This is a genomic window from Microcoleus sp. T3_A4 (assembly GCF_036700465.1).
Classification (GTDB): domain Bacteria; phylum Cyanobacteriota; class Cyanobacteriia; order Cyanobacteriales; family Microcoleaceae; genus Microcoleus.
In genome coordinates, this window is the sequence record NZ_JAUBOY010000033.1 from 1 (window position 1) to 26,503 (window position 26,503).

26 protein-coding genes, 30 tRNA genes and 1 pseudogene are annotated in these 26,503 nt (G+C 44.8%); 47 read left to right on the top strand and 10 right to left on the bottom strand.

Annotated elements, in window-relative coordinates; all coding sequences use genetic code 11:
* Positions 1-416 precede the first annotated feature (416 nt).
* The gene (locus tag QUA07_RS18985; RefSeq protein WP_333327889.1) at positions 417-1,001 is read left to right on the top strand and encodes a DUF1802 family protein; all 585 of its coding nucleotides are present in this window, start codon (positions 417-419) and stop codon (positions 999-1,001) included.
* 37 nt (positions 1,002-1,038) lie between these two features.
* Here QUA07_RS18985 and QUA07_RS18990 read toward each other — a convergent pair whose 3' ends face one another.
* From QUA07_RS18990 to QUA07_RS19000, 3 genes are all read right to left on the bottom strand, one after another.
* Complete coding sequence (locus tag QUA07_RS18990; protein ID WP_333327892.1) at positions 1,039-1,689, bottom strand: ABC transporter permease; 651 nt, start codon at positions 1,687-1,689, stop codon at positions 1,039-1,041.
* A gap of 153 nt (positions 1,690-1,842) precedes the next feature.
* Positions 1,843-2,598 (bottom strand): ATP-binding cassette domain-containing protein, encoded by a 756-nt coding sequence (locus tag QUA07_RS18995; RefSeq protein WP_333327895.1) that lies wholly within the window; start codon positions 2,596-2,598, stop codon positions 1,843-1,845.
* Positions 2,599-2,796: 198 nt separating this feature from the next.
* On the bottom strand, positions 2,797-3,354 hold the full coding sequence (locus QUA07_RS19000) for an NUDIX hydrolase (protein ID WP_333327897.1): 558 nt from the start codon (positions 3,352-3,354) through the stop codon (positions 2,797-2,799).
* A gap of 252 nt (positions 3,355-3,606) precedes the next feature.
* On the opposite strand from QUA07_RS19000, the gene QUA07_RS19005 reads away from it, so the two are divergent.
* The gene (locus QUA07_RS19005) at positions 3,607-3,879 is read left to right on the top strand and encodes a hypothetical protein (protein WP_333053531.1); all 273 of its coding nucleotides are present in this window, start codon (positions 3,607-3,609) and stop codon (positions 3,877-3,879) included.
* A gap of 441 nt (positions 3,880-4,320) precedes the next feature.
* Here QUA07_RS19005 and QUA07_RS19010 read toward each other — a convergent pair whose 3' ends face one another.
* On the bottom strand, positions 4,321-4,752 hold the full coding sequence (locus QUA07_RS19010) for a hypothetical protein (RefSeq protein ID WP_333327900.1): 432 nt from the start codon (positions 4,750-4,752) through the stop codon (positions 4,321-4,323).
* A 267-nt stretch (positions 4,753-5,019) separates the two neighbouring features.
* Between QUA07_RS19010 and QUA07_RS19015 the strand changes: the two genes are divergently transcribed.
* Entirely contained in the window at positions 5,020-5,211 is a 192-nt protein-coding gene (locus QUA07_RS19015) for a hypothetical protein (protein WP_333327902.1), read from the top strand.
* Positions 5,212-5,262: 51 nt separating this feature from the next.
* The gene (era, locus tag QUA07_RS19020; protein ID WP_333328090.1) at positions 5,263-6,174 is read left to right on the top strand and encodes a GTPase Era; all 912 of its coding nucleotides are present in this window, start codon (positions 5,263-5,265) and stop codon (positions 6,172-6,174) included.
* Between the two features lie 135 nt (positions 6,175-6,309).
* Here the strand turns inward: era and QUA07_RS19025 are convergent, their stop codons facing one another.
* Positions 6,310-6,564, bottom strand: coding sequence for a hypothetical protein (locus QUA07_RS19025; protein WP_333327905.1), 255 nt, complete (start codon positions 6,562-6,564; stop codon positions 6,310-6,312).
* A gap of 149 nt (positions 6,565-6,713) precedes the next feature.
* Positions 6,714-7,247 carry a peptidoglycan-binding protein gene (locus QUA07_RS19030; RefSeq protein ID WP_333327908.1) on the bottom strand — a complete coding sequence of 178 codons (534 nt, stop codon included), beginning with the start codon at positions 7,245-7,247 and terminating at the stop codon, positions 6,714-6,716.
* A 147-nt stretch (positions 7,248-7,394) separates the two neighbouring features.
* On the opposite strand from QUA07_RS19030, the pseudogene QUA07_RS19035 reads away from it, so the two are divergent.
* From QUA07_RS19035 to QUA07_RS19075, 9 genes and pseudogenes are all read left to right on the top strand, one after another.
* Positions 7,395-7,538: pseudogene (locus QUA07_RS19035) on the top strand (GTPase Era); the annotation flags it as partial.
* A gap of 182 nt (positions 7,539-7,720) precedes the next feature.
* Positions 7,721-9,271 carry an ATP-binding protein gene (locus QUA07_RS19040; protein WP_333327910.1) on the top strand — a complete coding sequence of 517 codons (1,551 nt, stop codon included), beginning with the start codon at positions 7,721-7,723 and terminating at the stop codon, positions 9,269-9,271.
* Between the two features lie 249 nt (positions 9,272-9,520).
* A complete protein-coding gene (locus QUA07_RS19045; protein ID WP_333327912.1) occupies positions 9,521-9,760 on the top strand; it encodes a DUF2281 domain-containing protein in 240 nt (79 codons plus the stop codon).
* Complete coding sequence (locus QUA07_RS19050; protein WP_333327915.1) at positions 9,757-10,143, top strand: type II toxin-antitoxin system VapC family toxin; 387 nt, start codon at positions 9,757-9,759, stop codon at positions 10,141-10,143. The genes QUA07_RS19045 and QUA07_RS19050 overlap by 4 nt, the downstream gene beginning before the upstream one ends.
* A gap of 656 nt (positions 10,144-10,799) precedes the next feature.
* Positions 10,800-11,159: a hypothetical protein gene (locus tag QUA07_RS19055; RefSeq protein ID WP_333327917.1), complete on the top strand. Its 360-nt coding sequence runs from the start codon at positions 10,800-10,802 to the stop codon at positions 11,157-11,159.
* A 21-nt stretch (positions 11,160-11,180) separates the two neighbouring features.
* A complete protein-coding gene (locus tag QUA07_RS19060) occupies positions 11,181-11,528 on the top strand; it encodes a hypothetical protein (RefSeq protein WP_333327920.1) in 348 nt (115 codons plus the stop codon).
* Positions 11,528-11,974 (top strand): hypothetical protein, encoded by a 447-nt coding sequence (locus tag QUA07_RS19065; RefSeq protein WP_333327923.1) that lies wholly within the window; start codon positions 11,528-11,530, stop codon positions 11,972-11,974. Before QUA07_RS19060 ends, QUA07_RS19065 begins: the two co-directional genes overlap by 1 nt.
* Before the next feature lie 303 nt (positions 11,975-12,277).
* The gene (locus tag QUA07_RS19070) at positions 12,278-12,499 is read left to right on the top strand and encodes a hypothetical protein (RefSeq protein ID WP_333203042.1); all 222 of its coding nucleotides are present in this window, start codon (positions 12,278-12,280) and stop codon (positions 12,497-12,499) included.
* Positions 12,492-12,914, top strand: a complete 423-nt coding sequence (locus tag QUA07_RS19075) for an aspartyl protease family protein (protein ID WP_333327927.1) — start codon at positions 12,492-12,494, stop codon at positions 12,912-12,914. The genes QUA07_RS19070 and QUA07_RS19075 overlap by 8 nt, the downstream gene beginning before the upstream one ends.
* 408 nt (positions 12,915-13,322) lie before the next feature.
* Here the strand turns inward: QUA07_RS19075 and QUA07_RS19080 are convergent, their stop codons facing one another.
* The 3 genes from QUA07_RS19080 to petM all read right to left on the bottom strand — a co-directional run bounded on the left by QUA07_RS19080 (position 13,323) and on the right by petM (position 15,551).
* Positions 13,323-14,240, bottom strand: coding sequence for an NAD(+) kinase (locus QUA07_RS19080; RefSeq protein WP_190657000.1), 918 nt, complete (start codon positions 14,238-14,240; stop codon positions 13,323-13,325).
* A 1-nt stretch (position 14,241) separates the two neighbouring features.
* Positions 14,242-15,219: an NmrA family NAD(P)-binding protein gene (locus QUA07_RS19085; protein WP_190657002.1), complete on the bottom strand. Its 978-nt coding sequence runs from the start codon at positions 15,217-15,219 to the stop codon at positions 14,242-14,244.
* Between the two features lie 197 nt (positions 15,220-15,416).
* The gene (gene petM, locus QUA07_RS19090) at positions 15,417-15,551 is read right to left on the bottom strand and encodes a cytochrome b6-f complex subunit PetM (protein ID WP_422614758.1); all 135 of its coding nucleotides are present in this window, start codon (positions 15,549-15,551) and stop codon (positions 15,417-15,419) included.
* Between the two features lie 40 nt (positions 15,552-15,591).
* Between petM and pdxA the strand changes: the two genes are divergently transcribed.
* A complete protein-coding gene (pdxA, locus tag QUA07_RS19095) occupies positions 15,592-16,689 on the top strand; it encodes a 4-hydroxythreonine-4-phosphate dehydrogenase PdxA (RefSeq protein WP_333327931.1) in 1,098 nt (365 codons plus the stop codon).
* 120 nt (positions 16,690-16,809) lie between these two features.
* A complete protein-coding gene (locus tag QUA07_RS19100) occupies positions 16,810-20,421 on the top strand; it encodes an OmpA family protein (RefSeq protein WP_333327934.1) in 3,612 nt (1,203 codons plus the stop codon).
* A 112-nt stretch (positions 20,422-20,533) separates the two neighbouring features.
* Here QUA07_RS19100 and QUA07_RS19105 read toward each other — a convergent pair whose 3' ends face one another.
* A complete protein-coding gene (locus QUA07_RS19105) occupies positions 20,534-21,355 on the bottom strand; it encodes a biotin--[acetyl-CoA-carboxylase] ligase (RefSeq protein WP_333327938.1) in 822 nt (273 codons plus the stop codon).
* Positions 21,356-21,850: 495 nt separating this feature from the next.
* Here QUA07_RS19105 and QUA07_RS19110 point away from each other — a divergent pair.
* The 32 genes from QUA07_RS19110 (at position 21,851) to QUA07_RS19265 (ending at position 26,343) form a co-directional block, all read left to right on the top strand.
* Positions 21,851-21,924: transfer RNA gene (locus QUA07_RS19110), tRNA-Asp, on the top strand.
* A gap of 132 nt (positions 21,925-22,056) precedes the next feature.
* A tRNA-Glu gene (locus QUA07_RS19115) sits at positions 22,057-22,131 on the top strand.
* Positions 22,132-22,205: transfer RNA gene (locus QUA07_RS19120), tRNA-Cys, on the top strand.
* Positions 22,206-22,307: 102 nt separating this feature from the next.
* A tRNA-Met gene (locus QUA07_RS19125) sits at positions 22,308-22,382 on the top strand.
* A 3-nt stretch (positions 22,383-22,385) separates the two neighbouring features.
* Positions 22,386-22,460 (top strand) — tRNA-Trp (locus QUA07_RS19130).
* Positions 22,461-22,466: 6 nt separating this feature from the next.
* Positions 22,467-22,540, top strand: a tRNA-Glu gene (locus QUA07_RS19135).
* Between the two features lie 5 nt (positions 22,541-22,545).
* A tRNA-Lys gene (locus tag QUA07_RS19140) sits at positions 22,546-22,620 on the top strand.
* A gap of 13 nt (positions 22,621-22,633) precedes the next feature.
* Positions 22,634-22,715, top strand: a tRNA-Tyr gene (locus QUA07_RS19145).
* A gap of 34 nt (positions 22,716-22,749) precedes the next feature.
* Positions 22,750-22,823, top strand: a tRNA-Tyr gene (locus tag QUA07_RS19150).
* A gap of 4 nt (positions 22,824-22,827) precedes the next feature.
* A tRNA-Ser gene (locus tag QUA07_RS19155) sits at positions 22,828-22,914 on the top strand.
* Between the two features lie 4 nt (positions 22,915-22,918).
* Positions 22,919-22,991 (top strand) — tRNA-Phe (locus tag QUA07_RS19160).
* Between the two features lie 6 nt (positions 22,992-22,997).
* Positions 22,998-23,072, top strand: a tRNA-Asn gene (locus tag QUA07_RS19165).
* 10 nt (positions 23,073-23,082) lie between these two features.
* Positions 23,083-23,157, top strand: a tRNA-Gln gene (locus QUA07_RS19170).
* Positions 23,158-23,162: 5 nt separating this feature from the next.
* Positions 23,163-23,236, top strand: a tRNA-Gln gene (locus QUA07_RS19175).
* A gap of 29 nt (positions 23,237-23,265) precedes the next feature.
* Positions 23,266-23,342: transfer RNA gene (locus QUA07_RS19180), tRNA-Leu, on the top strand.
* Positions 23,343-23,365: 23 nt separating this feature from the next.
* A tRNA-Leu gene (locus QUA07_RS19185) sits at positions 23,366-23,446 on the top strand.
* 4 nt (positions 23,447-23,450) lie between these two features.
* Positions 23,451-23,523 (top strand) — tRNA-Pro (locus QUA07_RS19190).
* A gap of 4 nt (positions 23,524-23,527) precedes the next feature.
* Positions 23,528-23,603, top strand: a tRNA-Leu gene (locus QUA07_RS19195).
* A 51-nt stretch (positions 23,604-23,654) separates the two neighbouring features.
* A tRNA-Leu gene (locus tag QUA07_RS19200) sits at positions 23,655-23,728 on the top strand.
* A gap of 95 nt (positions 23,729-23,823) precedes the next feature.
* Positions 23,824-23,895 (top strand) — tRNA-Thr (locus tag QUA07_RS19205).
* A gap of 6 nt (positions 23,896-23,901) precedes the next feature.
* Positions 23,902-23,978: transfer RNA gene (locus QUA07_RS19210), tRNA-Thr, on the top strand.
* Positions 23,979-23,983: 5 nt separating this feature from the next.
* Positions 23,984-24,054 (top strand) — tRNA-Gly (locus QUA07_RS19215).
* Positions 24,055-24,190: 136 nt separating this feature from the next.
* A tRNA-Val gene (locus QUA07_RS19220) sits at positions 24,191-24,261 on the top strand.
* 6 nt (positions 24,262-24,267) lie between these two features.
* Positions 24,268-24,340, top strand: a tRNA-Arg gene (locus tag QUA07_RS19225).
* 333 nt (positions 24,341-24,673) lie between these two features.
* A tRNA-Arg gene (locus QUA07_RS19230) sits at positions 24,674-24,747 on the top strand.
* Between the two features lie 6 nt (positions 24,748-24,753).
* Positions 24,754-24,830: transfer RNA gene (locus tag QUA07_RS19235), tRNA-Ala, on the top strand.
* A gap of 54 nt (positions 24,831-24,884) precedes the next feature.
* A tRNA-Ala gene (locus tag QUA07_RS19240) sits at positions 24,885-24,957 on the top strand.
* 6 nt (positions 24,958-24,963) lie between these two features.
* Positions 24,964-25,038, top strand: a tRNA-His gene (locus QUA07_RS19245).
* A 4-nt stretch (positions 25,039-25,042) separates the two neighbouring features.
* Positions 25,043-25,125, top strand: a tRNA-Ser gene (locus QUA07_RS19250).
* Between the two features lie 124 nt (positions 25,126-25,249).
* Entirely contained in the window at positions 25,250-25,468 is a 219-nt protein-coding gene (locus QUA07_RS19255; protein ID WP_333327941.1) for a hypothetical protein, read from the top strand.
* 28 nt (positions 25,469-25,496) lie between these two features.
* The gene (locus QUA07_RS19260; RefSeq protein WP_333327944.1) at positions 25,497-26,072 is read left to right on the top strand and encodes a dihydrofolate reductase family protein; all 576 of its coding nucleotides are present in this window, start codon (positions 25,497-25,499) and stop codon (positions 26,070-26,072) included.
* A 197-nt stretch (positions 26,073-26,269) separates the two neighbouring features.
* A tRNA-Lys gene (locus QUA07_RS19265) sits at positions 26,270-26,343 on the top strand.
* Positions 26,344-26,503: the final 160 nt, after the last annotated feature.

Consider the following 26,503-nt stretch of genomic DNA (forward strand, 5'->3'; position numbering starts at 1 on the left):
TGAGATTGCACTCACTTTTTTCACTTCTCTATTTTATTGCGATCGCATTCCTCTTTAAAAACTGTCCGGAGTATTGACAAATCTCAATGTGCTTGTTTGGTACTTGATCTGCAAGAATCTTTAAACTTTATTAAGTATTTAAGTAAACTCCTGAAAAAATTAACGACAAAACTGCTGAATCTACTCGGTGTGATAGTAGAGGATAGCTTGGACAGAGAAGAGACGATTATTTTTGCGGTTAGAGTAATAAAGAAAACAGCACTTGCCCCACGATGTAGCTCAAGCAATTATTATCTTTATGACAATAAGATAGTGCTGCATACTCAGGACTACGCCAATTTTTACAGGACACAATGGCTGTACTTGCTTGAAAGTACCGATTTTTGTTAATATTGTTAAAACTTAACTAAATTCCTATGAAATCAACTACTAGGGCGCTGAAAGAATGGAATGTAGCAGTTAATGCTTTGGAACAAGGTCAAACGATTGTGCTGTTGCGGAAGGGGGGAATTCGCGAGCAAGCAGGACAGTTCAATGTCACTGACAAACAGGTTTTGCTGTATCCAACTTTTGAACACCAACAGCCGGGTTTATTAAAGCCGGAGTTTGCACATCAAGTCAAGACTGTCAAATCTGGTTGGCATCCTGAAGTGATTAGAATTGGTAGTTGGGCGGAGATTACTGATGTTTTTTTGGTAGCTTGGGAACCGGCAATTACTGCGCTATTTCCCTACCATATTTGGAATGAAAATTTTGTCAGCGATCGCCTAAAATGGAAACAAGCTCAGCCAATTTATATTTTATTGCTGCGGGCTTATCGCCTTGCAGAAAGCCGCGAAATTCCCTACATTCCTGAATACGGCGGTTGCCGTTCTTGGATCGATTTGGCTGATGCTATTTCGCTGGAGGGAAGCCAAGCTGTTTTGAGCGATCGCGAATACGTTGAACGCTCAAATGAAATCCGCAATCTGATAGCAAATCCTGCGAATGCTTCTGGTTAGCAGATAGTGACAACGCTGACAGATGGCACTCAGGATTTTAGTCCTCATTAATAGTTTTTAAGGTACTTTTCGAGAGGCGCGCTTCTACAAAACCCAGCCCAAAATCCGCAGCTAAGGCCATTAAAGCGGCCGGAATTGCCCCAGCCAAAAGTAACTGATTGTTGACGGTAGCAACGCCACGAAAAATAAACACCCCCAAGCCACCCGCGCCAATTGCAGCGGCAATTGTAGCAAGTCCGATCGCAATTACAGCAGCAACTCGCACCCCCGCCAGAATCACGCCCAGTGCCAGGGGAATTTCCACTTGCCATAACAGTTGCATATCAGTCATCCCCATGCCTCTTCCTGCTTCCGTAATCGCTGGATCGACGCCGACAATACCAGTATAAGTATTGCGGATAATGGGCAGTAAAGAATACAGAGTGAGGGCGATAATTGCCGTGCGATCGCCTATTCCACCCAATACCGGCACCGGGATTAGCAAGCCAAACAAAGCCAAACTGGGAATTGTTTGCATAATATTAGCAAAACCCAAAATTGGCTTTTTCAATTTGGGTTTTCGGGTGACTAAAATTCCTAGGGGCATCCCTACAATAATAGCGATAAAAATTGCCACAGTTACTAAATATAAGTGTTCACTGGCGCGCTTAATTATCTCAGCGCCATACCGATTGATAAATTGCATCATGTGGAAATTAGTAATTAGGAATTCAGAATAGTAAATTTTCCTATAATCCAGTATCTCGTAGGAGTCGGTTCACCAATATCTTTAATTTGCCGCCATCAGCTTCAAAAACCGACCGATAGCCATAAACGAATGATGCGATCGCACATCATATTATTACCCAGTCCCGGGTAATTGCAAACATTCAATAAATGCGCGAGCTTCGGGATGGTGAGATTTCAGAAAATCATCGGGGGATGCCAATTCAATCAACCGTCCATCTTGCATCAAACCTATTCTCGAAGCTAACAAAAAAGCTTCTTGAATGCCGTGAGTCACAAAAATCACAGTTTTGCCGAGTTGCTGCTGCAATTGACCGAATTCCCGCTGCAATTCCAGACGAGTAATCGGGTCTAAAGCACCAAACGGTTCATCCATTAACAATATCGGAGGGTCAGCCGCCAGTGCTCTAGCGACGCCTACCCGCTGTCGCTGTCCCCCGGATAACTGATGGGGATAGCGTTTGGCGAAGTGCTGGGGGTCGAGGTTGACTAATTCTAACAGTTGCCGGACGCGAGATTGAATACGATCGCCCTCCCAACCTTCTAATTTTGGCACTAAACCGACGTTTTGCTCGACGGTAAAATGGGGAAACAAACCAATTTCTTGAATTACATAACCAATTTTTCGGCGCAGTTGAATGGGGTTCCACTGAGTTGTCGGTTTTCCCATGACCAGAACTTCGCCGCTGCTTGGCGTTAGTAAATTGTTAATCAATTTCATGGTAGTAGTTTTGCCACTCCCGCTGCGTCCCAGCAATACTAAAACTTCTCCTTGCAGCACTTTGAAATTTAGTTTGTCTACTAAATGCCTGCGGTTGAGACGATATGTAACGTCGAGGCATTCGACAGCAACTTCATGATTGAGAGGCATGATTAGTTCCGGTGATTTGGGTTTTCAGGAATTTTAGGACTTACAGACAAGGGGCTAGAAACCTGGTTTTTTGCTTAGATAATTTGCTGCTTAACCCAAAATTTGTCAGAGAAACCGGGTTCATGAGCGTAAGTCCTAAAATTAAAATCAGCGAGCATCGGGGGACAATTCCCAATTCTTAAATCTAAAATCTAAAATCTAAAATCTAAAATCTACTTGATTTTGCCATTCTAGCAGTAAGGCTCGACATTGGAGGCAAGTTAATTTTTTGAGCAAGTCGCGAATTCCGTCTGGGGTGAGAGGATATTCAGCACCGATCCTTTCGGGGTTTACTGTTGCTGTAGGGTGCAATTCTGCAACAAAACCGTAGAGTTTTTGATTGGAGAAGGAACTGTTTATTGCCCAGCCGACGGTGTTAATCGGTTCGATGCGGGCGATCGCACTTTCTGTCACGCCTAGTTCTTTCTTGAGTATAGCTGGAACTGCCGCTGCTGGCGTGGCTTCGGCTGGTACGCGACCGCCGGGAAAATCCAGGGTTGCTTCTGCCACGCCGGGGCGATACATCGGTGGGGGAAACAGCAATTTGTCAGCTTGAATGGTCAAGATTACAACTGAATCTGCTCTTTCTACTCGCCAATATTCTACTGTTTTTCCTTCGGTTGTTTCGAGATGTTCCGCGATTAGTTTTACCCAATGAGAGTTGATTTCTACAAAGCGGTCTAGAGTTTTCCAGTGGGATTTTGGAGTTGGGTTCATGTCGGAATTTTTTAAATAAATCAGATGTTGCTTGCTATGGTAGGCGATCGTTGCCGAGCGCAACAATAGCCGATCGACCTTTTCAGCTTTGAGCCAGTTTTTTCCTCTCGATTGTAAATTTTTGCTACAACCTTACACATTCGCCTAGATAATTCCGTAACATAGACTACATAATCAAAGTTTATCTGCGCCGTCGCTCTGGGTTGTTGCAACCCCGACCTGGTTCAGAGTCTTAGCCCAAAAGGAGTTGTGATGAAACTGCAAACAGATATTCGTACTTGGCAATCCCAACCAACGCCCGGAAGCTTCGCCAATGTCCGCGACTGGGAAAGATTTGGCTGCGCCGTACCTGCACCAAAATTGACTCCTTCTATGTGGGTTAAATTGTTCAACCCGCCAACCGCATTCAGCTTTGACGAAGCGTGGCTGTTGTGTGAATCTTCGGAAGAACAGTGGCTAGCTTGGATTCCTGATTATGGCGAAATTTTACTGAGTACACATGAATTTTGCGCTCCTAAATCGTGAATTACGCAGACAAACTTTCATAAACCAGGTGTTAAAATCCATATCCCTCCGGTTCCACGGGATTTTTGGGAAACAAGCTGGTTTCTGCGTAATAATGTCGTTTGTAGTGAGGAATGCAAGTCCTTAAACCTTGATAAGGACTTGCATTCCTCACTACAAACCTCTTGTATGATGTAGTTTCAGCCGATATCATATAAGTCCTAATAGATATTAATTGAAATTTCGCCAACAAAAAGAGCAATAGAAAACCTATTGCTCTTTTTGTTCAAAAACACTCTCTAGTTTTTATCTTTAAGATAGCGGAAGTTATATCAACTGGCCTCGCTTGACCCCAATATCGCTGCGGTGACGGGTTTACTGTATCGATGATTGCATGGAAGATATTTGTGAACCCGCCCTTACAGCAATTACGGTCAATTTAGCCCCTGTGATATTGCTGGTTTATTTGCAAACTGCACGGTTATTTGCGTTTCTGACAATCGTGCCTACTTTGCCATTAATCCGAACCTCGTTCTTAGTGCTGGCTCGAATCAAAAGAGGCTGTTTGGCGAGACATTCTCTGATTGATGCTGCCCAGGCGGTGAGAGCTCCGGTGTATTCTGTACGACCCGCTGGGGCGCGAAACTGATCGGTAATTAGGAAATCCGAGGTGATGCTAGTGTCAGTACCAACATTGGTAATAATTGGAAAGTCAAAGGCTCTGGGCAATGTTCTGTCCTGGATTCTGCCCGGTAGCAACTGGTATTTCTTCGATCCACCCTTGTAGTCAAACTCTGCTTGAGGGCTTGTAGGAGGGCTTGTTTGAGCCAAGGCGGAAACAGGCAAGCTTGCTACCAAAACGGTGCAGCAACTCCAAAATAATTTCGATTTCATCTGATTCATCTCCTCAACTTTATGACGATTAGCACTAATTTAGGTATGCTCAAAAGACACTAGCTTTTAGTGAGAAAGCGCCTGATGATATTGAGCTTTTGAGTTTGAGTTCAACTTACCTAATTTATTACCAAACATCTTCAAAAATGTTAAAACTGGTTGGCCTGACAAACTGTAGAAAAGTTTCAGTTGAGTTAGATATTTACACATCTGAAGTTGTTACAGCATTGGGGAGTCGGTTTTACCAGAATGATTCATTTTCGATCGATGTCATTGGAACTTTATCAAATTTTGTCTCAGATATCAAGTTTTGCCGATCGCGTATCACGTTTTAACACTGGGAAAGCGGCTCGATCGAGGTTTGAGTGTGGCGCGCTATACCAGGGCGAGAAAGATGCTACAGTGCATCGATGGGCGTTTGAGTATTTTCAGGCGACAATAGACAGAGAAGGGGCTTGAAAATAGGTGATTTTAGTGGAAGATAGTAAATTTATCGACGTATCGGACATTATGGGTGTTCCCGTGGCTCCGGCGGGTTACAAATCGGGCTTTGTGGGTATTGTCGGACGCCCGAATGTCGGAAAATCAACGCTGATGAATCAGTTGGTGGGGCAGAAAATTGCGATTACTTCGCCGGTGTCTCAGACGACACGTAACAGGCTGCGGGGCATCCTGACGACACCGGAAGCACAAATTATTTTTGTCGATACTCCCGGAATTCACAAGCCGCATCACCAATTGGGCAAGGTTTTGGTGCAGAATGCCCGCACAGCGATTCAGTCGGTAGATGTGGTGCTGTTTGTGGTTGATGGTTCGGTGGAATCGGGAGGGGGCGATCGATATATTATCGAAATTCTCAGCAATTGCAAAGTTCCGGTGATTTTGGGGATGAATAAGTTGGACGAACAACCGGAGGATTCCGTGTTGATCGATCGCACTTACGAGCAAATTGTCAATCCTGAGTGGCCTGTAGTGAAATTTTCCGCTCTCACGGGCGAGGGTGTCGAGCCGCTGCAACAATTGTTAATCGAACATTTGGAGGTTGGGCCTTATTATTATCCGCCCGATTTGGTGACTGACCAGCCGGAACGCTTTATTATGGGCGAATTGATTCGGGAACAGATTTTGCTGCTGACGCGGGAAGAAGTGCCGCATTCGGTAGCAATTGCGATCGACATAGTTCAAGAAGAAGCAAAAATTACTAGGATTCTGGCGACAATTCACGTCGAACGGGATTCCCAAAAAGGCATTTTAATCGGTAAAAGCGGCAGTATGCTCAAGTCGATCGGCAGTGCGGCCCGCGAACAGATTCAAAAGTTAATTGAAGGCAAAGTGTATTTGGAGCTATTTGTCAAGGTGCAGCCGAAGTGGCGGCAGTCGCGTACTCGTTTGGCGGAATTGGGCTATCGGGTGGAAGAGTAAAGCGAACTGATGGAGCAAATAAGGGCGATCGTTGAGAGATTTTACAACTGAACTTCCCCTCGTAGGCAGAAGTTCAGTTTAAATCATTGTCCTAAAAACTCCGCCCGCAACTGTCAACTGTCAATTGTCAACTCTTTAAGGACGTTCTGCAAATTTTTGAACAGCTTTTGGTGCAAAAGCAGCAACTAAAAAAGAAGTTGTAATGTATTTGCCATCAGCATTCTTGCTAGTTATTGTGATGACGCCAAACACAATTGCTGCAATCAGTGCAATAAAACTCATCGCTCGCATTGCCGAGTATTGTCCATTATCTTCCTGCAAAAATTCAGCCAGCTCTTGTCCGTGTTCTGCAGAATTTGCTGTAGCTTCAAGGATAGCAGAATGTGTCATTTGATTAACCTCATAAATGATTAAAGCTTAACTAACAGGACTTACGCACTAACTGAGAAACTACACTACCTGTAGTTGTAAGGTGCGCGTTTCACACCCTACAATTAGAGTCGGTACGTAAGTCCTATACAAGTGAGATAGACCGTTGTTTAGTGCCGTAACTTGCTCAAAGCGTGCCAAGTTCTCGGCCCGACAATTCCGTCGGCTGGTAAGCCCTTAATCGTTTGGAACTGTATCACCGCTACTTTGGTCATAACCCCGAAGTATCCGTCAACAAAACCGAAATAGTATCCATTCAATTTCAAGACATTCTGAACAATTTTGACAGCATTACCTGAACTACCAATCATGAGAGTCGGCATATTCACAGGTGCACCGGAGTATAGTGCTTGCCAGGTTAGAGGACTGACAATCCCATCTTCAGGTAAAAAGACGCGGTGTTGATAGTCTTTTACGGCGTCTTCAACATAGGTGTCGAAAATACCATCGATCGAAAAACCGTAATAATATCCCCAATGATATAAAAGCTGTTGCAGTTCTTTGACGGCTGGACCAGTAGAACCCCGTTTTAAAATAGGTTTCATGAGTCCAGACGCTTCAGCAACTGCAAGAGTTGATTGAGAAGTTGTATCGGCGACGACAGCGATAGCTTGATTATTGAGAGTTTTTTCTTCTGTAAACATGATGGGAATCCTCTGTGCATTCGAGTGTTTTCATTTGATATTTCAGGTATAACTGCTGTCTTCGGTGGCTTCACAGTCGCTTTTTATAGTGAAACTTGTGTGAGTTCACACATGGGAGTGTCACTCATTTGAGTTATATGTTTCCGTTTACAGTCGATCGGCAGTGTGGCGCGAGAACAGATTCAAAAGTTAATTGAAGGTAAAGTATATTTGGAGTTATTTGTCAAAGTGCAGCCGAAGTGGTGGCAGTCGCGCACTTGTTTGGCGGAATTGGGCCGGGTGGAAGAGTGAAACTTTGGCAGTTGGCAGTTGGGGTTCTTCCGTTCTATGAATCAAGAATCGAGTACGACTTTCACTCTGAGAGAGTTTCATCGGGGCCGGAGAGTCGGTACAAACCGCCGCTTAACAACTAGAACGCCATTCCAAAAACAGTACACTAAACTGAGAGCAGCCCCATTCGCCCCAGTTGACCTATGCCGCGTTGGTTCAATACTGCTGGCCCCTGCCAAGAAGACATTCATTACGCACTGTCGCCCACGGTACGCTTACCAAGCTTAGAAAGGTTAATCGCTCAACGCAACTATTTCGTCATCCATGCACCCCGGCAAGTGGGAAAAACCACCGCCATGCTGGCGTTAGCCAAACAACTCACCGAAAGCGGACAATACACCGCCGTGATGCTGTCAGTTGAAGTGGGCGCACCCTTCAGTCAAGACATTGCGGGTGCAGAGGATGCCATTCTCGGTGCTTGGCGACGGGCGATTTCGATTCGACTTCCCCCAGAATTGCAGCCGTCTACTTGGCCCTCGTCGGAACCGGGACAGCAAATCGGCGATGTACTCAGCCTGTGGACACAATCTTCTCCTCGTCCTTTGGTGGTTTTCATCGATGAAATTGACGCACTACAAGACAAAGCTTTGATTTCTATTCTGCGCCAATTACGCGATGGTTATCCCAATCGCCCGAAAGCGTTTCCGCAATCGGTGGGTTTAATTGGTTTGCGGGATGTTCGCGATTACAAAGTGGCTGCGGGGGGAAGCGATCGACTCCATACATCCAGTCCGTTTAATATTAAAGTGCGATCGATTACTCTCAGAGATTTTAATGCCTCAGAAGTCGCGGAGCTCTACGCGCAACATACCCAAGATACCGGACAAGTTTTTACACCTGAAGCCGTAGCCTTAGCTTTTGAACTGACTCAGGGACAACCTTGGTTAGTGAATGCTTTAGCTAAGGAAATTGTAGAAGAATTAGTAACAGATGAATCTAGAGAAATTACACCACAACATATTTTAGAAGCCAAAGAAATTCTCATAAAACGACAAGATACGCATTTAGATAGTTTGGCAGAACGACTGCGAGAAAACCGAGTTAAAGCCATTATCGAGCCGATGTTGGCGGGTTTGGAATTGGGCAATATCCCCAATGATGATATTCAGTTCTTAATCGATTTGGGTTTGTGTAAGATGGATGTTCTGGGTGGATTGACGATCGCCAATCCAATTTATCGAGAAGTTTTGCCCCGCGTGCTCACCGTAACGCCAATGGCTTCGTTGCCGCAAATTGCACCGAGTTGGTTGACTCATGAAGGCAAATTAGACACGCAAGCGTTACTCAAAACTTTTCTGGGATTTTGGCTACAGCATGGCGAACCGTTACTCAAAAGTGCATCTTATCCCGAAATTGCACCGCATTTAGTGTTGATGGCATTTCTGCATCGGGTGATTAATGGTGGGGGAACATTGGAGAGGGAATATGCGATCGGACGCGACAGAATGGATTTATGTTTGCGTTATGGTGAGGTAACATTGGGAATTGAACTGAAGGTTTGGCGAACTCGGAAAGTCGATCCGTTGAGTAAAGGTTTGGAACAGTTAGATGGATATTTGGCTCGATTGGGAGAAGATGAAGGGTGGTTGGTGATATTCGATCGACGCGAGAATGCGCTCGAATTAGAAGAGCGATTGAATACTGAAATTCATCTGACACCAATGGGGCGAACCGTTACAGTTATTCGTGCGTGAAGAAGTTGTGATGAATGTTTTGGTTCTGGCGATCGCCGAAAGTGTGCGATCGACTCTAATCTAAAATATAATTAAGAAGCGGTTGACACACACGAGCGAGCTGCGGTATTACTCGATTATATCCAGTATTGTACCGCAACTGCAATACAATTATTCGATCGCGCACCCATGTAACAAGCTAGTAGATCCAAAAAAAAGATGTTTGTGTAAATCGTTAAAATAGTACCAAAAACCACCAAGGAGAAACCCATGTTAACCCTAGAAATGGCAATCCAAAAAATCCAACATTTTTCCCCCGAACAACGCAATAAAGTTATTGAATTTATCGAATTTCTAGAATTTCAAGCCAGCCAAACTAAAACGATAGAACAAAAAAACGATGACTCCGATCGAGAACAATCCTTTTTTGAGCTAGCCGGAATCTGGGAAGGAAAAAATATCACCCTAGACGACATTCGCAAAGACGCATGGGGTAAAGAAAACCAATGATTTTGTGTGACACCAATATTCTCATCGAATTCTATAAAAACAATACCGCCATCATTCAAGAACTACGGCAAATCGGCAGCCAGAACTTAACCATTAGCATTATCACCAGAGCCGAACTGTACTATGGCGCACTCAACAAAAACGAACTAAACCGCATTCAAAAACACCTCGACTTACTTCAAAATATTCCCATCGATCGACCCATCTCAGAGCAATTCATCGAACTCATGGCGCAATATTCCCTAAGCCATAAACTCACAATTCCCGATGCCATGATTGCCGCCACCGCCCTAACCCATAACATTAGCCTTTATACCCTAAACCTCAAAGATTTTCGCTTTATCCAAGGCTTGAAAATATATCAATCTCCCCTATTTCCATGACCCAAACGGTTGAACACTGAAATTCAGACTAGCCCGATGCGTCGGTTAATTACAGTGATTCGAGCGTGATGAAGTTATAATGAGTGTCTCGATTTTGGCGATCGCCGAAAGTGTGCGCTCGACTCTAAATGCTCTCTAATCTAAAATCTAATATAGATAGCTTTTTTCAATGGGACGGCTTAAGTGATTGAGTCGAATCGTGCGGCGAACTCGATCGAGGAAAGGAGATTCCGAAGGGGAGTAAGAAGGGGTTGACATACATCCTTGAGCTGCGGTATTATTCGACTATATCCAGTATTGTACCGCAACTGCGATACAATTATAAAATTTATCTGCAGCAGGGTGATCGCTCGGCAAAAGCTCGAGGTTTCTTGTATGGGTGCTTCGGTAAATCTAGTCGTTGCAACTGACGCGAATTTAAGATTGTTAGCTTCGTTGAGAGGCGATCGCGCGCAGTTGAACTCGATCGTTATACGGCATTGACCCTAAAATTCACAAAACCTAGAAAATAATTTGAACTGACTGTTTAATCCCCCTGCTCTTTGGGAAGCCTGAATAGTGGATCAGTTAGCTCTCAAAGATATTATTTTGGAAAAGTAATATTGCCAAATACAATCCGTGTTAAATAAGTAGGCTAACTTAGGAGGAAGATAGGAATGATTTTCTATATCAAAGATTCTATTGAATCTGTTAAAAATGCCTTTTGTCTGGCTTTGCAATCAATTGATGAATTTTGTAAGTTAGATGCAAAAGACAAGGGGAAGGTTGTAGATGCCAACTTCAAGTCCATGCTAAGAGACTTGATGGATCAATTCGGCATGAAGCCTGGAATTGATTACGAGGACAACTTACGCCCTAATGAGCCAGGAGCAGATTTCGTTATCTACAGTAAAGAAGCAAATAACTTAATCAAAGATCTACTTGCAGGAAACATCACAGTTGTTAGAGAGCATACAAGGGTTTATAAATCCGGAAAAACTGTGATAATCGATGCTCATTATAGAAGACTCCGTTAGAACACTCAGAGGTAATCATTCATGAAATCTGAAGTATTTAAGGTTGGTAGTTACGTTTGGGAGTGTAAATCCTCCTATACCGATCCTGGTGGAGCAATTGATGTAACTTATCTTAGGGCAGAAATTGCAGATATTGAGAATAGATGGCTGTATGAAGGAAAGCCAAGCGGTTATTATTATGTTTTTCCTGTGAACCTGATCAGCAATGAAGCAAGGCGGGAACTAGACAAACTCAAAAACTCCTACAGAGGTGACGTTGATATTGACTTTTACGATCGTGTCGATATGCAAAAGCTGATTCAGAAACTGGAAAAAATTCGTGATATGCAGTCACTCGTAGATTATATTAAAGCAGTGTGGATGGGCTAATGTCTCAAAAACTACAATTCTGGCAAACAAAAATTTTCTCTGAAGAAGTTACACAAGGTTTTACATATGAAAGTTTGTATGAGGCTCTTAAGAGCCTTTTAAGAGGAACTGAGATCCACTCATCTGAGTATGTCGAAAATTACTTTGAGAAAGTTCAGCTTAATTACCTTCGGATTAACTTAGCTCAGCTTGAAAAAATAGTTCCAGAGGATACCAAGAATCTTAAATATGTACTCTTTGATCCTAAAAAAACTACTTTTTTTATGATGGATCATCAGATATGGAGCGGTATTCAGACGCTTACTGAATCTTTTATCAGGGATACAATAAACGAAGAAAAACAAGAATTAGAGGAAAAACTGAAGAAAACTACTGGGATAGCTAAAGACTACGACTGTCTCTCTAATCTTTTTGAGAAGAAGCTTTTGTTTGTAGCTATCTTTTAGTCTTAGATAGAAATGAACTGCTCCTAATATGGTCGTTATTTTACTGGGAGATTGAGCCGTATAACAATTCGCTTGGAGCGGACTGACAGAAGGTTTGGATAGATTGCGAGAGTTATTTGCAGCCGCTCAAGCGAACCGTTATCTCGTAAACACTGCCTGACCTTGGAGATGATTCGGAAGCTCGATCGAGAGCTTGACCTACAGAAAATTGGTAGAATAAATAGACACGCTTCGATCGCGCACCCATTCAACAAGCTAGTAGATCCAATCTTTTCGCCAAACCTCAAACGAGGAGATTCTCAAATGCCATTGGCTGAACTAATGTCACAGATCCAGGAACTTTCAAAAATTGACAAGCTTCGGCTGATGCAGTTTCTGGCAACAGAACTGGTCAAAGAAGAAGATGCAACAAACTTTTTTGTTGCCGATCGAGAGTATCCGGTCTGGTCGCCTTACAATTGCTCTGAGGCTGCCAACGTTTTAATGAATCTTCTGACGACAAAACAACAAGAACAGAATGATTGACGCTCAGAGATTTCCCTACAAAATCATTGACAGCAGTCTTGGCATGGTTGATCGAATGCCGTATCTGCCATTGACACTCAGCCTGAACGGTCAATCCTTGAACGCTGAGGGCTTACTAGATACAGGCGCAAGCGTTAATGTTTTGCCCTACGAGTTAGGGCTAGAACTGGGCTTAGTCTGGGAAAATGAGACACTCTCAGTCGTATTGGCTGGGAATTTGGCTCGATTTGAAGCCCGCGCAGTCGTTGTTAATGCTCGAGTTAGTTCATTCCCAAGGCTTAACCTGGCATTTGCCTGGACAAAAGCAACCAATGTACCTTTGATTTTGGGGCAAGCTAATTTCTTCTTCGAGTTTGATGTCTGTTTCTTCCGGGCACGTTCAGAATTTGAAATCCGTCCTAAGCAGAGTGAATAGAAATGAAGACACTCCAACTATACCGTTATCTCGTAAACGCAGCCTGACTTTGGAGATGATTAGGAAGCTCGATCGAGAATAAAGAATTCCGATGGATAAATATCGCCCTACATTAAGCTGTTCTGCCTTTAAATTGTATGGCAAAAAAATCAAAGTCTTGTGGGGTGGGCGTCCCGCCCGCCCTGAATATACAATTTAAATGTCGCCCTACATTACCAACACTAATTGCTGCTTTATTCTACAATTTATCAACAGATCAAAAAATCAAAATCCCTTCAATCGGTGAAAAACGGGAACGGGAATTGCGGTCTCCTACAGCTAGGACTTGATATGAAATCTACGAGCAAGGCAACTGGTTGAGCCAACAATCCCCGTACCTTAATAGTCGGGGAGTGTCAACAACAACTATCATGGCAATTCAACCGAACTCGGTTTAGCAATGTGAGGCAGGCCCCAGCCCAATTTTTCCCGCAAAATGTGGAAAAACTCAAAAGATTGCACCCGAATAAACCGGGCTGGGTACTGAGCTCGCTCGACTTGCACCCAATCTTCGGGCAGAACATAACATCCGCCGTTGCCGTCTACCACCATTACCAGGCGGTTTGGACTCGCCGGCAAAATCTTGACCGGCTCAGTGTTGGAAAACACCAAAGCCCGCGAAGCCATTGAATGCGGGCAAATAGGCAGCAACTGCAACACCGGCACTCCGGGAATGATGACAGGCCCACCGGCAGAAAGGGCGTAAGCTGTCGATCCTGTCGGAGTCGCGATGATGACTCCATCTGCGGCAATATCAATAGAGGCGTGCTGACCGATCGCCACTTCAAAATGACACATACAAGTCAGCGGTTCCCGGTGCAGCACCATTTCATTGAGACAAAGGGCTTCCCAGAGGCAGTCGTTTTCTCGAAACAGCCGCACCGCCAGCATTGATCTTTCTTCTATTTCATATTCTCCGGCGATTACCTTTTCCAAAGCTTGCGGCAGCAAGTTCAGGTAAGTTTCTGTTAAAAAGCCCATGTGACCGGTATTGACAGTCAGCAGCGGCACTCCAATCGGAGCGACTTGGCGAAATGCCGACAGCACCGTACCGTCGCCGCCCAAAACCACTGCAAACTCCATGTCGCTGTCAAAACCGGGGGGGACGAGTTGTTCGATCTGAGTGTGGCACAGGGGGCGATCGGGGCTAGAATAGCCCAGAATTCCTCCCGAACCAGAAACCGAGCAAACCTCCCAGCCGCGGGCAGTCAGCTTGTCTTCCAACTCTGCGGCGATGCGACAAGCCACAGGTTTAACGTCGTTGTATATAATCCCAGCTTTCGGCACTTTAAAATGTAAAGGGCATTTTTTGTTTACTCCGTTTTTTAGTTTTAAGCTGCTCGTACTCTATTTCCTTGAGCTTCTTCATAATCAGATTAAAGTATTCTTCGAGATAAGACTCCAAAGTAGTAGTTTCTTTGGGGTCGATTCCGAAGACACTGTAAACGTCATCCATCGGAGCTTTCAAGGGTTTTCCGGCTGCCAAAACTTCTGAAAAAGCCAACCTGTCAGCTACGTTCCAACTCCACTGAAAGAACTTAGCAAATTGACGAGTAGCCTTCAACAAGGCGTCTGGGGTGCGCGTAATTTTAGCTTGCTTCCCTGACAGCCGTTCGCACAACCGCACGATTTCGTCAGCATCCCAAGCGCGATTTCCCACCACCGGAAAGCTTTTTTTCTCGGTTTCAGGAACCGAAAGAGCCCGGACGGCAAATTTAGCAACGTCCTGAGTGTTCATGTAGGCAAGGGCTGACGGCTTGTTGGGCAGCCAGACTGCCTGATTGTCCAAAATCGGCATTGCATACAGGCTCAGCAGTCCTTGCAAAAAGCCGCAAGGTCTCAAGATTGTGTAGTCTAAACCGGATTCTGCTAAGAACAGTTCGGTACAGCGCTTGATTTCCAACAAGGGGACTTGGGGATATTTCTCAGCGTCGAGAAAGGAAAAGAATATGTAACGCTTGATGCCTGCTGCTGCTGCTGCTTGGATCAGCGATACTTTTCCGTCCCAGTCTACTCTTTTGATGCTGACAGAATCGGCTGCACTGGCTGTTGCTGCATCGATAATAGCACTGACGCCTTCTAGGGCCGGAGGCAGACTGTCTGGCTGGCAAAGGTTTCCCGGTACGAGTTCAGCGCCCCATTCTTTCAAAAATGCAGCTTTTCTGTAACTTCTGACTAAACAGCGCACCTGGTAGCCCTCGTCTAGGGCGCGGCGGGCTATCTGGCGACCGAGAGTGCCGGTGGCACCTAAAATCAATAAAGTCATCTAGGGATTAATTATGAATCTTAAACTTTCTATAAGATGGTATCAGGTTTTTGTTAAGTTTTTATAACAAACTTAACAAAAACCTGAAATTTTCTCATTTTAGGCTTGAGATATTCGCCAGAAGGCTTGCTTTCGGCAGCAAGTAGACTCTAGAAGGCAGAAGGTAGAAGGCTTCTGAAGGATTGGTTGAAAAAAACTTATTCTTCGCCGCCTTGCAATTTGAGCAGGAGGAAGCCTCCACCTATACCCACGAAAATTAGGGAAAAGGACAAAAAGGCTGCATTGAAAATTTCAGGATTCATGATTTGATATGTCCAATTGGGCGATCGCATTAAATAAAGATAATATAATTTGGGGCAACCAGGTACATGAATGCTAAAATTTCAGTGCCGAAATTGCTGTATTTTGTTGGAGAAAACTGCCTTGAGTCTCGATCGGGAATCAAAACTAGCTGTAACTTTGGGAGATCCGGCGGGAATTGGCCCGGAAGTGATTCTCAAAGCATTGGCAGATCCCGCTGCTGGTTTGAGGGTAACGGTTATAGGTTCTAGGATAGTTTTGCAGCAAACTTACGATAAGTTGCGATCGAGCAATCCAGCAGCAGAAGCGGCAAATCCCGAAACATTAAACATTATTGATATCGAACCAGACAGCAAGTGGGGCGAAATTGTCCCCGGTGTCGGGAGTGCCGCTAGCGGGGCGGCTAGCTTTGCTTACATGGAAAGTGCGATCGCCCGTACCATCGCCGGCGAATTCTCCGCCATCGTGACAGGCCCGATTTCCAAAACTTGCTGGCAGGCGGCAGGTTACAATTATCCCGGACAAACAGAACTTCTCGCAGAAAGGGCAAAATCGCAGCGATTCGGAATGCTGTTTGCCGCCACATCTCCACACAGTGGCTGGACGTTGGTAACTTTACTCGCTACCACACATATTTCACTCCGTCAAGTCCCCGATGCTTTGACTCCAGAATTACTGAGTGAAAAACTAGAATTACTGATAAACTGTTTGCGGGAAGATTTTGGGCTAGAAAGACCGAAAATTGCGATTTCTGGCTTAAATCCTCACAGCGGCGAAAATGGCAAACTGGGAAATGAAGAGCAAGACTGGATGATACCTTGGTTGGAAACGCAGCGCGATCGCTTTCCTCAAGTGCAGTTAGACGGGCCAGTCCCCCCTGATACCCTGTGGGTAAAACCGGCTAAAGTTTGGTACGGTTTAGCCAAGGAAGCTCACGACGGTTACTTGGCAATGTACCACGACCAGGGGTTGATTCCAGTAAAATTGATGGCTTTCGATAAAGCAGTCAACACTACAATTGGCTTGCCTTTTGTCCGCACATCTCCGGATCACGGCACAGCTTTTGATATTGTAGGTCAAGGGATTGCGGATGCCTCCAGCATGAAGGCAGCATTGCAGTTGGCGGCTCAGTTGGCTAGTCGCAGAACAGCAGTTAAAATAAGGCGATAGCTTTAGTACGCCTGACGCTTGGAACAATTGTGTCATTCCTATTGATTTTCGCTGGGGTGAGGCGGCAAGCAAGCTGGTAATTTCCTTCGGTCGATTAAAATCAACTTTTGGTAGCGCAGTATGGCAGCATCTAATGATAATTCAGGCAAAATATATCAGTCAGAAAAAGAGGTTTCTGATGCAACTCTGGCAAATTCTAAAGCTGGAGAGCAACTTCAGGAATTGCTAACCATACTGACTGAATTCCAGTTATTAAAGAAATCAAAAAAAGAACCAAGCGAGCTGAAGTTACCCCTTTCGGAAAAGTCTGTGCAGCGGTTGGAGGATGAGGAAAATCGACGCCAACAATTGTCTTTTCGGATCGAATCACCGAGTATTGTGCCGGAAGTATTAACTAACGAGGAAGAGATCCCATCTCAAAGACGAGAAAACAATAATCAGGAACCCGATTTATCTATTGCCGGGAAGGTAGCCAAAAATAATCGGCAGTCGGAGGAAGAATTAGAACAAGCAGTAGAGCAGTTTAAACAGTTGCAACAACTGCTGTTTGAAAGGGATTTACCGGAATTTTACAGTAATGTTTTGAGCGTGGAACAAAGGTTGGAAAATTTTGAGAATCTGATGTCTCAACCAGAAGAGTTGATGGTTTTACTGAAACCGTTAATTCCTGAGTTAGTGAGAGAAGAAATAGAGGAGTTGAAGTCTGAATTAAAAAAGGCGATCGAACTCGCGAGCAATAATAACATTAATCCGATCGAGTTGGAGGCAAAATTAGCAGATTGGGAAAATCAAATTGCTAACTTGAACCAGCAGCCACTGCCGAATACAGAACAGTTAATGCAACGGCTGATGCCGGTGGTGGGCGATCTGCTCAACCGTAAGGTAGAGGAGTCTAAGTTAGAGGTAGCTTCGGCGATCGCACCGAGAGTCAATCAAGTAATTCACAATCAAAACGGACTTGAAGAACAGGTAGTAAGAATTGAAGATAGAATTGCGAATATTCAGCAGCGTTACCAGCAGCAACCTGAAGATTTAATTAAGCAGCTAGTACCAGTAGTTAGCGATTTGCTGAACCGCAAAATTAGTGAATTAAAATTAGAGGTTGTAGAAGCTGTTGCTCCCTCAGTACAGGTAAGAATAGCTTGGGTAGAAATAGAAGAAAAAGTATTGAGCCTCATCGAGAGCCGATTGGCTACGCAACAGTCGCCAACTCAGAAGCCAGAAGAGATAATGGCGATGCTAATGCCGGCAATAACTGATTTGCTGAATCAGAAAATCGATGAATCAAAATTACAAGTAGCAGCGACGATCCAACCTTTGATAGAATCAGCAATTCTTCAAAGGGAAGTTCAAGGAAAATTGAGCGACGTAGAAAGTAGACTAAATAATCTTCAGCGACAGCAAAAAACGCAGCCGGAAGATATAATGGCAAGGTTAATGCCGTTAATGATTGAGTCGCTGAACCGGAAAATCGAGGAAACCAAGTTAGAGGTGAGAGAGGCGATCGCACCCGGTGTCAACACGGCTCTTCAAAACAGCGGTATTGCAGCGCAAATATTAAATAATGAAACTAAGATTGTCGAAGTTCAGCAGCAAGTTTTAGCCGAGATAGAAGGGTTGATGGCAAGAATAATGCCAGTGATTGTAGAAATGCTGTCTCGAAACATCGGGGAAGCAAAGCTAGAGATAGAATCTGCGATCGCCCCGGCTGTCGATGCCATCATTCAGAATAAAAGGATCGATCAAAGACTCGCGAAGATCGAACAACAGATTGTGGCGATCGAACACCGGATTTATGAATCGACAGACTTGTTTACCGATTTACTGAAACCTTTGATTGACGAGCTGATGGTTAGCCATCACGCCCAACTGCAAAAGTCTGTCATCGAATCTATTTTACCATTGTTAGATGAAGTTGTAAGTTATAATTACAGACTCAACGATAAAGTAGGGGAACTCGATCGTAAAATTACTGATGCGGAATGGGGAGGCGATCGGGAAGAATTAATCGCCCGAATTAAAATCATGTTTCCCGAAATGATGCTCCAAACAATTAATGAGTCGAGAAAATCATTTGTCGAAACCATAAGTCCGATAATTGATGAAATAATTAATACGAAAACCAGAGAAAATAGACAATCGATGGGAGTAGCCATATCGTCGGCCCTTCCTGTGGGAATCAGCCACAGAATGAGTGAATCGCCCGATGAAATTGCAATGGCGATCGCGCCGGAAATGGCTGCCGCTATCAAACAGCAAATTCATCTCAAGCGAGAAGCAATGTCGGATGCACTTTATCCGATCATCGGCAGCACGATTTTAAAATACATCGCCGAGAGGATGCGGGAGATTAATGAAAAACTCGAAGCATCTTTAAGTCCCGAGGCAATTAGTCGCAAAATTCAAGCCAAATTACAGGGCATTTCAGAAGCCGAATTGCTGATGAAAGAAACAACACCAATGAGTGTTAAAGCTGTGTTGTTAATTCAAGCAAAATCGGGATTAGTAATTTCCGCAGTGCAGAAGTCTGAACGCGAACAGCTAGAATCAGACATAGTAGCAGGGATGCTGACTGCTATTCGGGCTGTTGTCAACGATTGTATATCTCAGTCGGGAAATATTGCAGAAATTGATGCTATCGAATACGGCTCATCTACGATCGTATTGGAAGTAGCGGATCAGTGTTGTCTAGCAGTAGTGATGCAAGGAGAAGCCCGCCAGTGGTTTAAGTATAAAATGCGATCAATATTCCACAATATTGTTCAAGAATACGGAACTCAAATTCAGTCATTTAACGGCGATCCAGCAACTGTACCACCCGAAGTAAACTCGAAATTGCAAAAATTAATCGATACAGAGGTAAAAGTTAAATCTCGTAAACCTCCAATTTTACCCATGATCGGTTTGGCAGCGTTAGGTTTAATTGGCCTACCTTGGGGAATTCATCAATACCGCAGCGGAGTTGAAGCGAGCTTAGAAGCAGATACGAATTTAGCATTACAATCTGCTCCAGAGTTATCGGTTTATCGTATCGCGGCAGATGTTAAAGATAAATTATTGGAGATTTCGGGCCGAGTGCCAAATCAAAATCTGCGATTGAAAGCGGAAAAAATCGCTCAGCAAGTGGCTCCACAATCAAGAATTGAAAATAAAATTATAGCCGTTGAAGTACCTCCTGATCCGGTTTTAGTAGAAGCCGATGTCAAGCGGACGGCAGCTCTTTTGAATAAAGTAGAAAGCATTAATATCTCAGCTCGCTATGCAGAGGGAAAAGTCGCCGTTGCAGGCAGCGTAAGCAAAGTGCCAGATGCTCAGAAAATCACTCAAGCTTTTGAGAAAATTCCGGGGGTGAAGTCTGTAACAAATACAGTGATAATAGGAACTCCACCGCCGCCAAAGATAATAATGCCAGTTCGCGTGTATTTCGGTGCAGGCTCGGCAAGTTTGGAGGCGAAAGACGTAGCACAAAAGCTTAGTAAAGTCAAGGAATATATGGAGAAAAATCGCACGAAGAATTTAAGGATAGTGGGCTACAGCGATTTTAAAAGCACTCCGGTAGAAAATCAAAAGTTGGCACTGGAAAGGGCGACAAATGTGAAAAATATTTTGGTTAGACAAGGGATAAATGGCAACAGAATACAAGTTGCTTCTACTAAGGGTCGTCCCGAAGGTGTGGAGGCAAATCAACCGCTGTGGCTGAGCAGATTGGTAGTATTTGAGGTGATCAATTAAAATTGGGAATTGGGAATTGTTGACTGTTGACTGTTGACTGTTGACTGTTGACGGTGTTGAGTGATGACAACTGCCCACTGACAACTGACAACTGCCCACTGACAACTGCCTCTTAAATTAATCTAACTCGCCCGGAGGTAAAGGCTTGTATTCGATCGCCCGCCAAGCATACTAACAAGCGGCCGCATCCATCAATGCCGGCGGCTTCTCCGCAGATGGTTTCCGACGCAAGTTCGATCGCCACCGGGCAGCCAATCAACCCATCGCGGCGGCGCAATTCCGGCAAAAGTAGCGCTAAACCGGACTTGGAGGCTGGCTTGTCTGTTGTAGAAAACATATCGGCTAGTTCTAGTAAATAGTGCCGCAGTCGATCGACCAAACACAGTTCATCTGGTACTGTACTAGCAATAGAATGCAAGCTTACCGCATTGCCCAGATCCCTTTCATCCAATCCCGCAGCCGCGAAATCTACGCAGCGGTTGAGTCCAATTCCCACAACGGCGCGAGTTTTACCAAACACATTGCCGGAAGTAGCTTCGCAGAGAATTCCCGCTAATTTGTGGCGATCGATCCAGACATCGTTTGGCCATTTCAGGCGCAGCATATCGCGACAGTCGGGAACCAAATCTTCGATCGCGTAAATCACGGCTAAACCCGCTGCTAAACTGAGCCCTGGCAACAGAGTGGGGTTGAGGTTGTCGAGTACAAAACTAACAGTTAAGACACCGGTTGGGGCGTGCCAGGTGCGCCCGTGTTGGCCACGCCCGCTGGTTTGTCGCTTGGTAAATACTGCATCTCCGTGGTGGAGTTGGGCCGCGCGGGCGATCGCCCAACTGTTGGTACTCGGACAGGTATCTAACGAGTGTAGCCAGTCACGGATGTTTGGGCGATCGGCTGCCAATGCGGGCACGGGAGTTAAGGGCAATTCAGACAACGTTTGATTTGTAGTATTTGATATCTAAAAGCTGATTATCGCATTTTCCAGAAGTGCCACCTCGCGCGACGGCGAGAATTCAGAGAAATTGGAGTGTCGTACGGTTTCAGCATCAGATTTACCTTACGCCACAACATCACTTTAACAGTAAAAATGTTGATATATAAGGACTTTGGGGGTCGCAGAGGGTTGGTTGGAGCGATCGACACCCCTTTAAAAAACCCAATTTAAAAAAAAGTTGTATTACCCCCTTGACAGTCTTGTAATACACAATGTAGTATAAATATATGACGAAGGGGAAAGAGATTCAAAGCCTTACCCCACAACCAATATGAACCTTGACAACTGAATAGGAAGTTAATCGTGTCACATAATTGTGGACATTGGCGGTGTAGACTCCGGCAACAAAAGCCCGATCTGGTTGTAGTACGCGGAATCAACCGCCACCCCGTCCCAACTTGAGTAATTCAAGGACAGAATATTGTTCATTTTCGCGGGGGTATAGCTCAATCGGTCAGAGCAGTCGCCTGTCGAGCGAAAGGTTGCGAGTTCAAGTCTCGTTACTCCCGTCAGTCGATTTTAGATTTTAGATTTTAGATTTTAGATTTACTCCACAGGAGAAGAATCTGGGAACTGGAACTTTGGTCTAAAATCCACACCTCCTGTCGGAAAGCAAGTATCCGTTTTTCGGCGGGGGTCAAAGTCCCGTAGGCAAAAGTCAAGCCGTCTCCCCCTCAAGGAGAAGATTGCGAGTGCAAACCTCGTCGGGACTCCCAGGTTAGGTGGCCGAGTGGTTGAAGGCGTCGGTCTGCAAAACCGATTTTCGCGGGTTCAAATCCCGCCCTAACCTCTGTTCCCAATCAGAAATTAAAAAATAGAAATTAAAAGATTAAACTAACAGTCTTTTAATTGAAATTTTTAACTTTGAAAAGGAACGAAGCGAAAGTGACATTGCAGCGTAGCTTAATCGTAAAGCGCCAAGTTCATACCTTGGTCAATGCGGGTGCAAATCCCGCCGCTGCGACCACAAGCAGGGATGGTGTAACTGGCAACACTCTGGTCTCCAAAACCAGCATTCTGAGTTCAAATCTCAGTTCCTGTGCCAATTTATAGTGCTGTAGGCAAATGGTTTAAGCCGCTTGGTTTTCACCCAAGTGATTGCGGGTTCAACTCCCGTCAGCACTTCTCGTGGGTCGTTGGCAGAATGGTTTTGCAGCCGCCTTTTAAGCGGATGGATCGAGGTTCAATTCCTCGACGACCTACCAAAAATCCTATCTTGGGTCGGCCCTCCTATTGGCGTGGGTAGCTGTCTGTAAAACAGTAGCTTAAAGCGTTGCTGGTTCAATTCCAGCCCGACCCATTTGTAACTGCATTTAATCCGCAGTTGCAATCTTGAGAACGTGGTGTAGCCGGATAACATCTCAGTTAATAAAACTGAAGATTGAGGGTTCAAATCCCTCCGTTCTCGCTATGGAGAGGTGGCCGAGTGGCTTAAGGCGCTTTCCTGCTAAGAAAGAGCGGTTTAACAGCCGTCGAGGGTTCAAATCCCTCCTTCTCCGTTTTCCCCCGATAGCTCAGTTGGTAGAGCGCTTGTCTGAAGAACAAGAGGTCGTCAGTTCGATACTGACTTGGGGGATTGCGTTGCCTTATAGCTCAATGGTAGAGCAAGCGGTTGTTAACCGCTAGGTTGTAGGTTCGAGTCCTACTGGGGCAGCCATTTTTTCAATTGCCGAGTGGACGAAAGGCAAGTCGCATCGCTCTGAACGATGAGGTTGCAGGTTCAACCCCTGCCTCGGCATCCAATTATTGGGAAGTCGCCTAATTGGTAGGGCACCGCTCTTTGAAAGCGGCAAAATGCAGGTTCGATCCCTGCCTTCCCAGTTCTGCTATTACCAAAGCAGATCAATTACACTCCTGTAGCCCAATTGGCAGAGGCCGCAATTTCAAAAATTGTGTTGTGTGAGTTCAACTCTCACCAGGAGTACCAAATTTTTAACTAAGTTTCTACTTGCTCCTGTGGCGGAATTGGCAGACGCGGCAGACTTAAAATCTGTTTTATTTTGAGTGTGAGTTCGAGTCTCACTAGGAGCATCAACGGGATGTAATTCAGCGGCCAGAAGCCATGCTTTGGGAGCATGGAGTCGTTGGTTCAAATCCAACCATCCCGACTTTACCCCTGTGATGTAATTGGAAAACATCACTCGCTCAGAACGAGTGTTTTTTGCAGGTTCGAGTCCTGTCAGGGGTATGAGGTTTTATTCAATCTAAAATCTCAAATCTCAAATCTCAAATCGGTTTTGCCCCTGTAGCCCAATCGGTAGAGGCGCTAGATTTAGGATCTAGTTAGTGCTGGTTCGATGCCAGTCAGGGGTATTTGGTGACATCGCGGGTGAAGTAGCCTGGGTAGGCTTGGAGGTCTCATAAGCCTCTTAATAGCAGGTTCAACTCCTGCCCCCGCCACCAAAAATGCAGGTGTGATGTAATTGGCAACATGAGGCTCTTGTAAAGCTTTTTTGCCAGTTCAAATCTCGCCATCTGCTTGGCGTGCTGGTGTAGCTCAATTAGGCAGAGCAACTGATTTGTAATCAGTCGGTTGTAGGTTCAATTCCTATCACCAGCCCCACAATTGCGGATATGGTGTAACGGTAGCATTCGAGTCTTCCAAACTCTAGGCACGAGTTCGAGCCTCGTTATCCGCTTGGCTAAACGAGAGGTTTTTTTAATCCAAAATCTCAAATTTCCAATCTAAAATCGGTTTGCGGGTGTGATGTAAAGGCTAGCATCTGAGTATGCCATTCTCAGCGCATGGGTTCGAGTCCCATCATCCGCTTTTGTAGTCCTGAGCTTCGATGGTAGAGCGTTTGCCTTACAAGCAGACGCGGGGTAATCTCCTGTCAGGACTACCAATTTATGGGAGTGTAGCTCAATGGATAGAGCGCCGTGCTTCGGACGCGGATGTTGTGGGTTCAAGTCCTACCACTCTCGTTGTTTTTGCTTTAATTTAAGGAGGTTGATTCCATTGAATGGATAATTTTTTATATTAAGAGCGATCGCCCTTTGCGTGCCCCAATCTTTGGAGCCTACATACTTTAGTACGAGAGGAAAGGTAACGCTGTCAAAATCAGCGGGCGTTTGAGAACGAGGAGTGCATTGAACCCGGCAGGTTGGCTTAAAGGTAGCCATCCTTTAAAGAGTGTGTAATAACTCATCGGCGGAGTCCCTCTAGTAACTGAGAAAACGCAATGCTCTGATAACTTGCACGTCAAAGTGCGTGAAGCGCAGCTATCCCCTAGGGAATCGCGCATTAACAAAAAACATGGGAGTGTAACTCAACTGGATAGAGTGTCGAGCTTCTACCTCGAATGTTGTGGGTTCAAGTCCTACCACTCCTGCTGAATGGGTTCGTAGCTTAATTGGTAAAGCATCTAACTGGCTGTTAGAAAGATATCGGTTCAAATCCGATCGCAATCCACCACACCAATTTTAGATTTTAGATTTTAGATTTACTCCACAGGTGAATCTTTGACGCGGGGTCATAGCTCAATTGGTAGAGCGCTTGCTTTGCACGCAAGAGGCCAGGAGTTCGATTCTCCTTGACTCCACTTCCGGTGTCTGAAGTCGAAGCGGTCGAGACGCTAGCCCGTGAAGCTAGTTATTAGCGGGTTCAAGCCCCGTCGGACACCCCTTGGAAGATGCCGCTAAATGGTTGGCAACCAGTCTTGAAAACTGGGGTACAGGTAACTGTAAGGGTTCGATTCCTTCATCTTCCTTTTAACCACCGGAAGTCGAAAAGCGAGACACCGTGCTGATAACGCGGGGATAGGAGGGGCAGTACCTCCTCGGTGGATTGGTTTATAATAAGTCTAAATTTTCTAGTTATTCAACATAGAAGCCATGAGCATTCAAGCTCTCAAATTAGAATTGATTCAGTGGATTTTGTTATTAAAGGATATTCAAATTTTAAACGAAATCCAAAAACTGAAAGAAACGTCACCTCAAATGACTGCTGTTTTCAAACCCCGTAAATTTGGCTGTGCTCAAGGAATTTTTACTTACGTTGCGGATGATTTTGATGAAACACCTCCTGGTTTTTACGAGGTAAATTTGTTGTAATATCAAATTATCAAAATGAACGTGAAACATGATGAGAAAACTAAAATATTACGTTGCTTGCACCGTTGACGGGTTTATTGCTCGCGAAGATGGCTCATTTGATTGTTTTCCTATGCAAGGAGAGCATTTTGCTGATTTGTTCGATTCCTTTCCTGAGACTATTCCGGCTCACCTTCAGGAAGCACTAGGCATTCGTGCAGAGAACAAGCAGTTTGATGCGGTTTTGATGGGACGCAAAACCTATGAGGTAGGACTAAATGTGGGTGTAACTAATCCTTATCCCAGCTTGAAGCAGTATGTCTTTTCGCGCACTATGGAAGCCAGTCCCGATGAGAATATTCAACTTGTTTCGGACAATCCTGTCGCATTGGTTCAGGAATTGAAAAAAGAAATGGGTAAAGACATCTGGCTCTGCGGTGGTGGGGCTTTAGCGGCAACTCTTTTTTCTGAGATTGACGAGATGATTGTGAAGTTGAATCCGGTAGTAATCGGAGCGGGAATTCCTCTTTTTTTCGGTGCAATCGAGCCGACCAATTTGGAAGTTGCCGATCGCAAAATCTACAGCAACGGTTTCATGTTGCTTCATTATCGAGTGAAGCATTAGCGATAAGGACTTTATTAGTTGCAATTACTGCGGGCAAAAAAGGACTGAAGTCCTTACTACAAAATGATTTTCTAGGAATTACACAAAAATTGTATGCGGTATTTTCTCGATTTCAATGTTGATTCAGACCGATCGCCACAAATTTTTACAAAAATAGTTGAATTTTCAGAACAGTTGTGTTATAGTAGCCTAGATGCGGGAGTATAGCTCAGTTGGTTAGAGCAGGTGACTCTTAATCTCAAGGTCGAAGGTTCAAGTCCTTCTACTCCCATCCCAAATCCTAAACCTGAATTTATCGAAACTCACGTTTACAGTCAACTGCTGTAGCGGTTCGATGCGTCGGGGTTTTTGCGTGGTCGGATTTTTAATGCCGATCGACCATTGGGGCGAGTCGATCGATAAAAGTGCGATCGCCCAAGCTATTTTTAAAC

Coding starts and splice junctions, on each gene's coding strand:
- QUA07_RS19085 (WP_190657002.1), bottom strand. CDS start 15,219: ATGACTTTATTGATTTTAGGTGCCACCGGCACTCTCGGTCGCCAGATA.
- QUA07_RS19040 (WP_333327910.1), top strand. CDS start 7,721: ATGCCGCGTTGGTTCAATACTGCTGGCCCCTGCCAAGAAGACATTCAT.
- petM (WP_422614758.1), bottom strand. CDS start 15,551: ATGCGATCGCCCAATTGGACATATCAAATCATGAATCCTGAAATTTTC.
- QUA07_RS19260 (WP_333327944.1), top strand. CDS start 25,497: ATGATGAGAAAACTAAAATATTACGTTGCTTGCACCGTTGACGGGTTT.
- QUA07_RS18985 (WP_333327889.1), top strand. CDS start 417: ATGAAATCAACTACTAGGGCGCTGAAAGAATGGAATGTAGCAGTTAAT.
- pdxA (WP_333327931.1), top strand. CDS start 15,592: ATGCTAAAATTTCAGTGCCGAAATTGCTGTATTTTGTTGGAGAAAACT.
- QUA07_RS19045 (WP_333327912.1), top strand. CDS start 9,521: ATGTTAACCCTAGAAATGGCAATCCAAAAAATCCAACATTTTTCCCCC.
- QUA07_RS19010 (WP_333327900.1), bottom strand. CDS start 4,752: ATGAAATCGAAATTATTTTGGAGTTGCTGCACCGTTTTGGTAGCAAGC.
- QUA07_RS18995 (WP_333327895.1), bottom strand. CDS start 2,598: ATGCCTCTCAATCATGAAGTTGCTGTCGAATGCCTCGACGTTACATAT.
- QUA07_RS19015 (WP_333327902.1), top strand. CDS start 5,020: ATGTCATTGGAACTTTATCAAATTTTGTCTCAGATATCAAGTTTTGCC.
- QUA07_RS19100 (WP_333327934.1), top strand. CDS start 16,810: ATGGCAGCATCTAATGATAATTCAGGCAAAATATATCAGTCAGAAAAA.
- QUA07_RS19025 (WP_333327905.1), bottom strand. CDS start 6,564: ATGACACATTCTGCTATCCTTGAAGCTACAGCAAATTCTGCAGAACAC.
- QUA07_RS19070 (WP_333203042.1), top strand. CDS start 12,278: ATGCCATTGGCTGAACTAATGTCACAGATCCAGGAACTTTCAAAAATT.
- QUA07_RS19065 (WP_333327923.1), top strand. CDS start 11,528: ATGTCTCAAAAACTACAATTCTGGCAAACAAAAATTTTCTCTGAAGAA.
- QUA07_RS19255 (WP_333327941.1), top strand. CDS start 25,250: ATGAGCATTCAAGCTCTCAAATTAGAATTGATTCAGTGGATTTTGTTA.
- QUA07_RS19030 (WP_333327908.1), bottom strand. CDS start 7,247: ATGTTTACAGAAGAAAAAACTCTCAATAATCAAGCTATCGCTGTCGTC.
- era (WP_333328090.1), top strand. CDS start 5,263: ATGGGTGTTCCCGTGGCTCCGGCGGGTTACAAATCGGGCTTTGTGGGT.
- QUA07_RS18990 (WP_333327892.1), bottom strand. CDS start 1,689: ATGATGCAATTTATCAATCGGTATGGCGCTGAGATAATTAAGCGCGCC.
- QUA07_RS19000 (WP_333327897.1), bottom strand. CDS start 3,354: ATGAACCCAACTCCAAAATCCCACTGGAAAACTCTAGACCGCTTTGTA.
- QUA07_RS19075 (WP_333327927.1), top strand. CDS start 12,492: ATGATTGACGCTCAGAGATTTCCCTACAAAATCATTGACAGCAGTCTT.
- QUA07_RS19050 (WP_333327915.1), top strand. CDS start 9,757: ATGATTTTGTGTGACACCAATATTCTCATCGAATTCTATAAAAACAAT.
- QUA07_RS19005 (WP_333053531.1), top strand. CDS start 3,607: ATGAAACTGCAAACAGATATTCGTACTTGGCAATCCCAACCAACGCCC.
- QUA07_RS19055 (WP_333327917.1), top strand. CDS start 10,800: ATGATTTTCTATATCAAAGATTCTATTGAATCTGTTAAAAATGCCTTT.
- QUA07_RS19060 (WP_333327920.1), top strand. CDS start 11,181: ATGAAATCTGAAGTATTTAAGGTTGGTAGTTACGTTTGGGAGTGTAAA.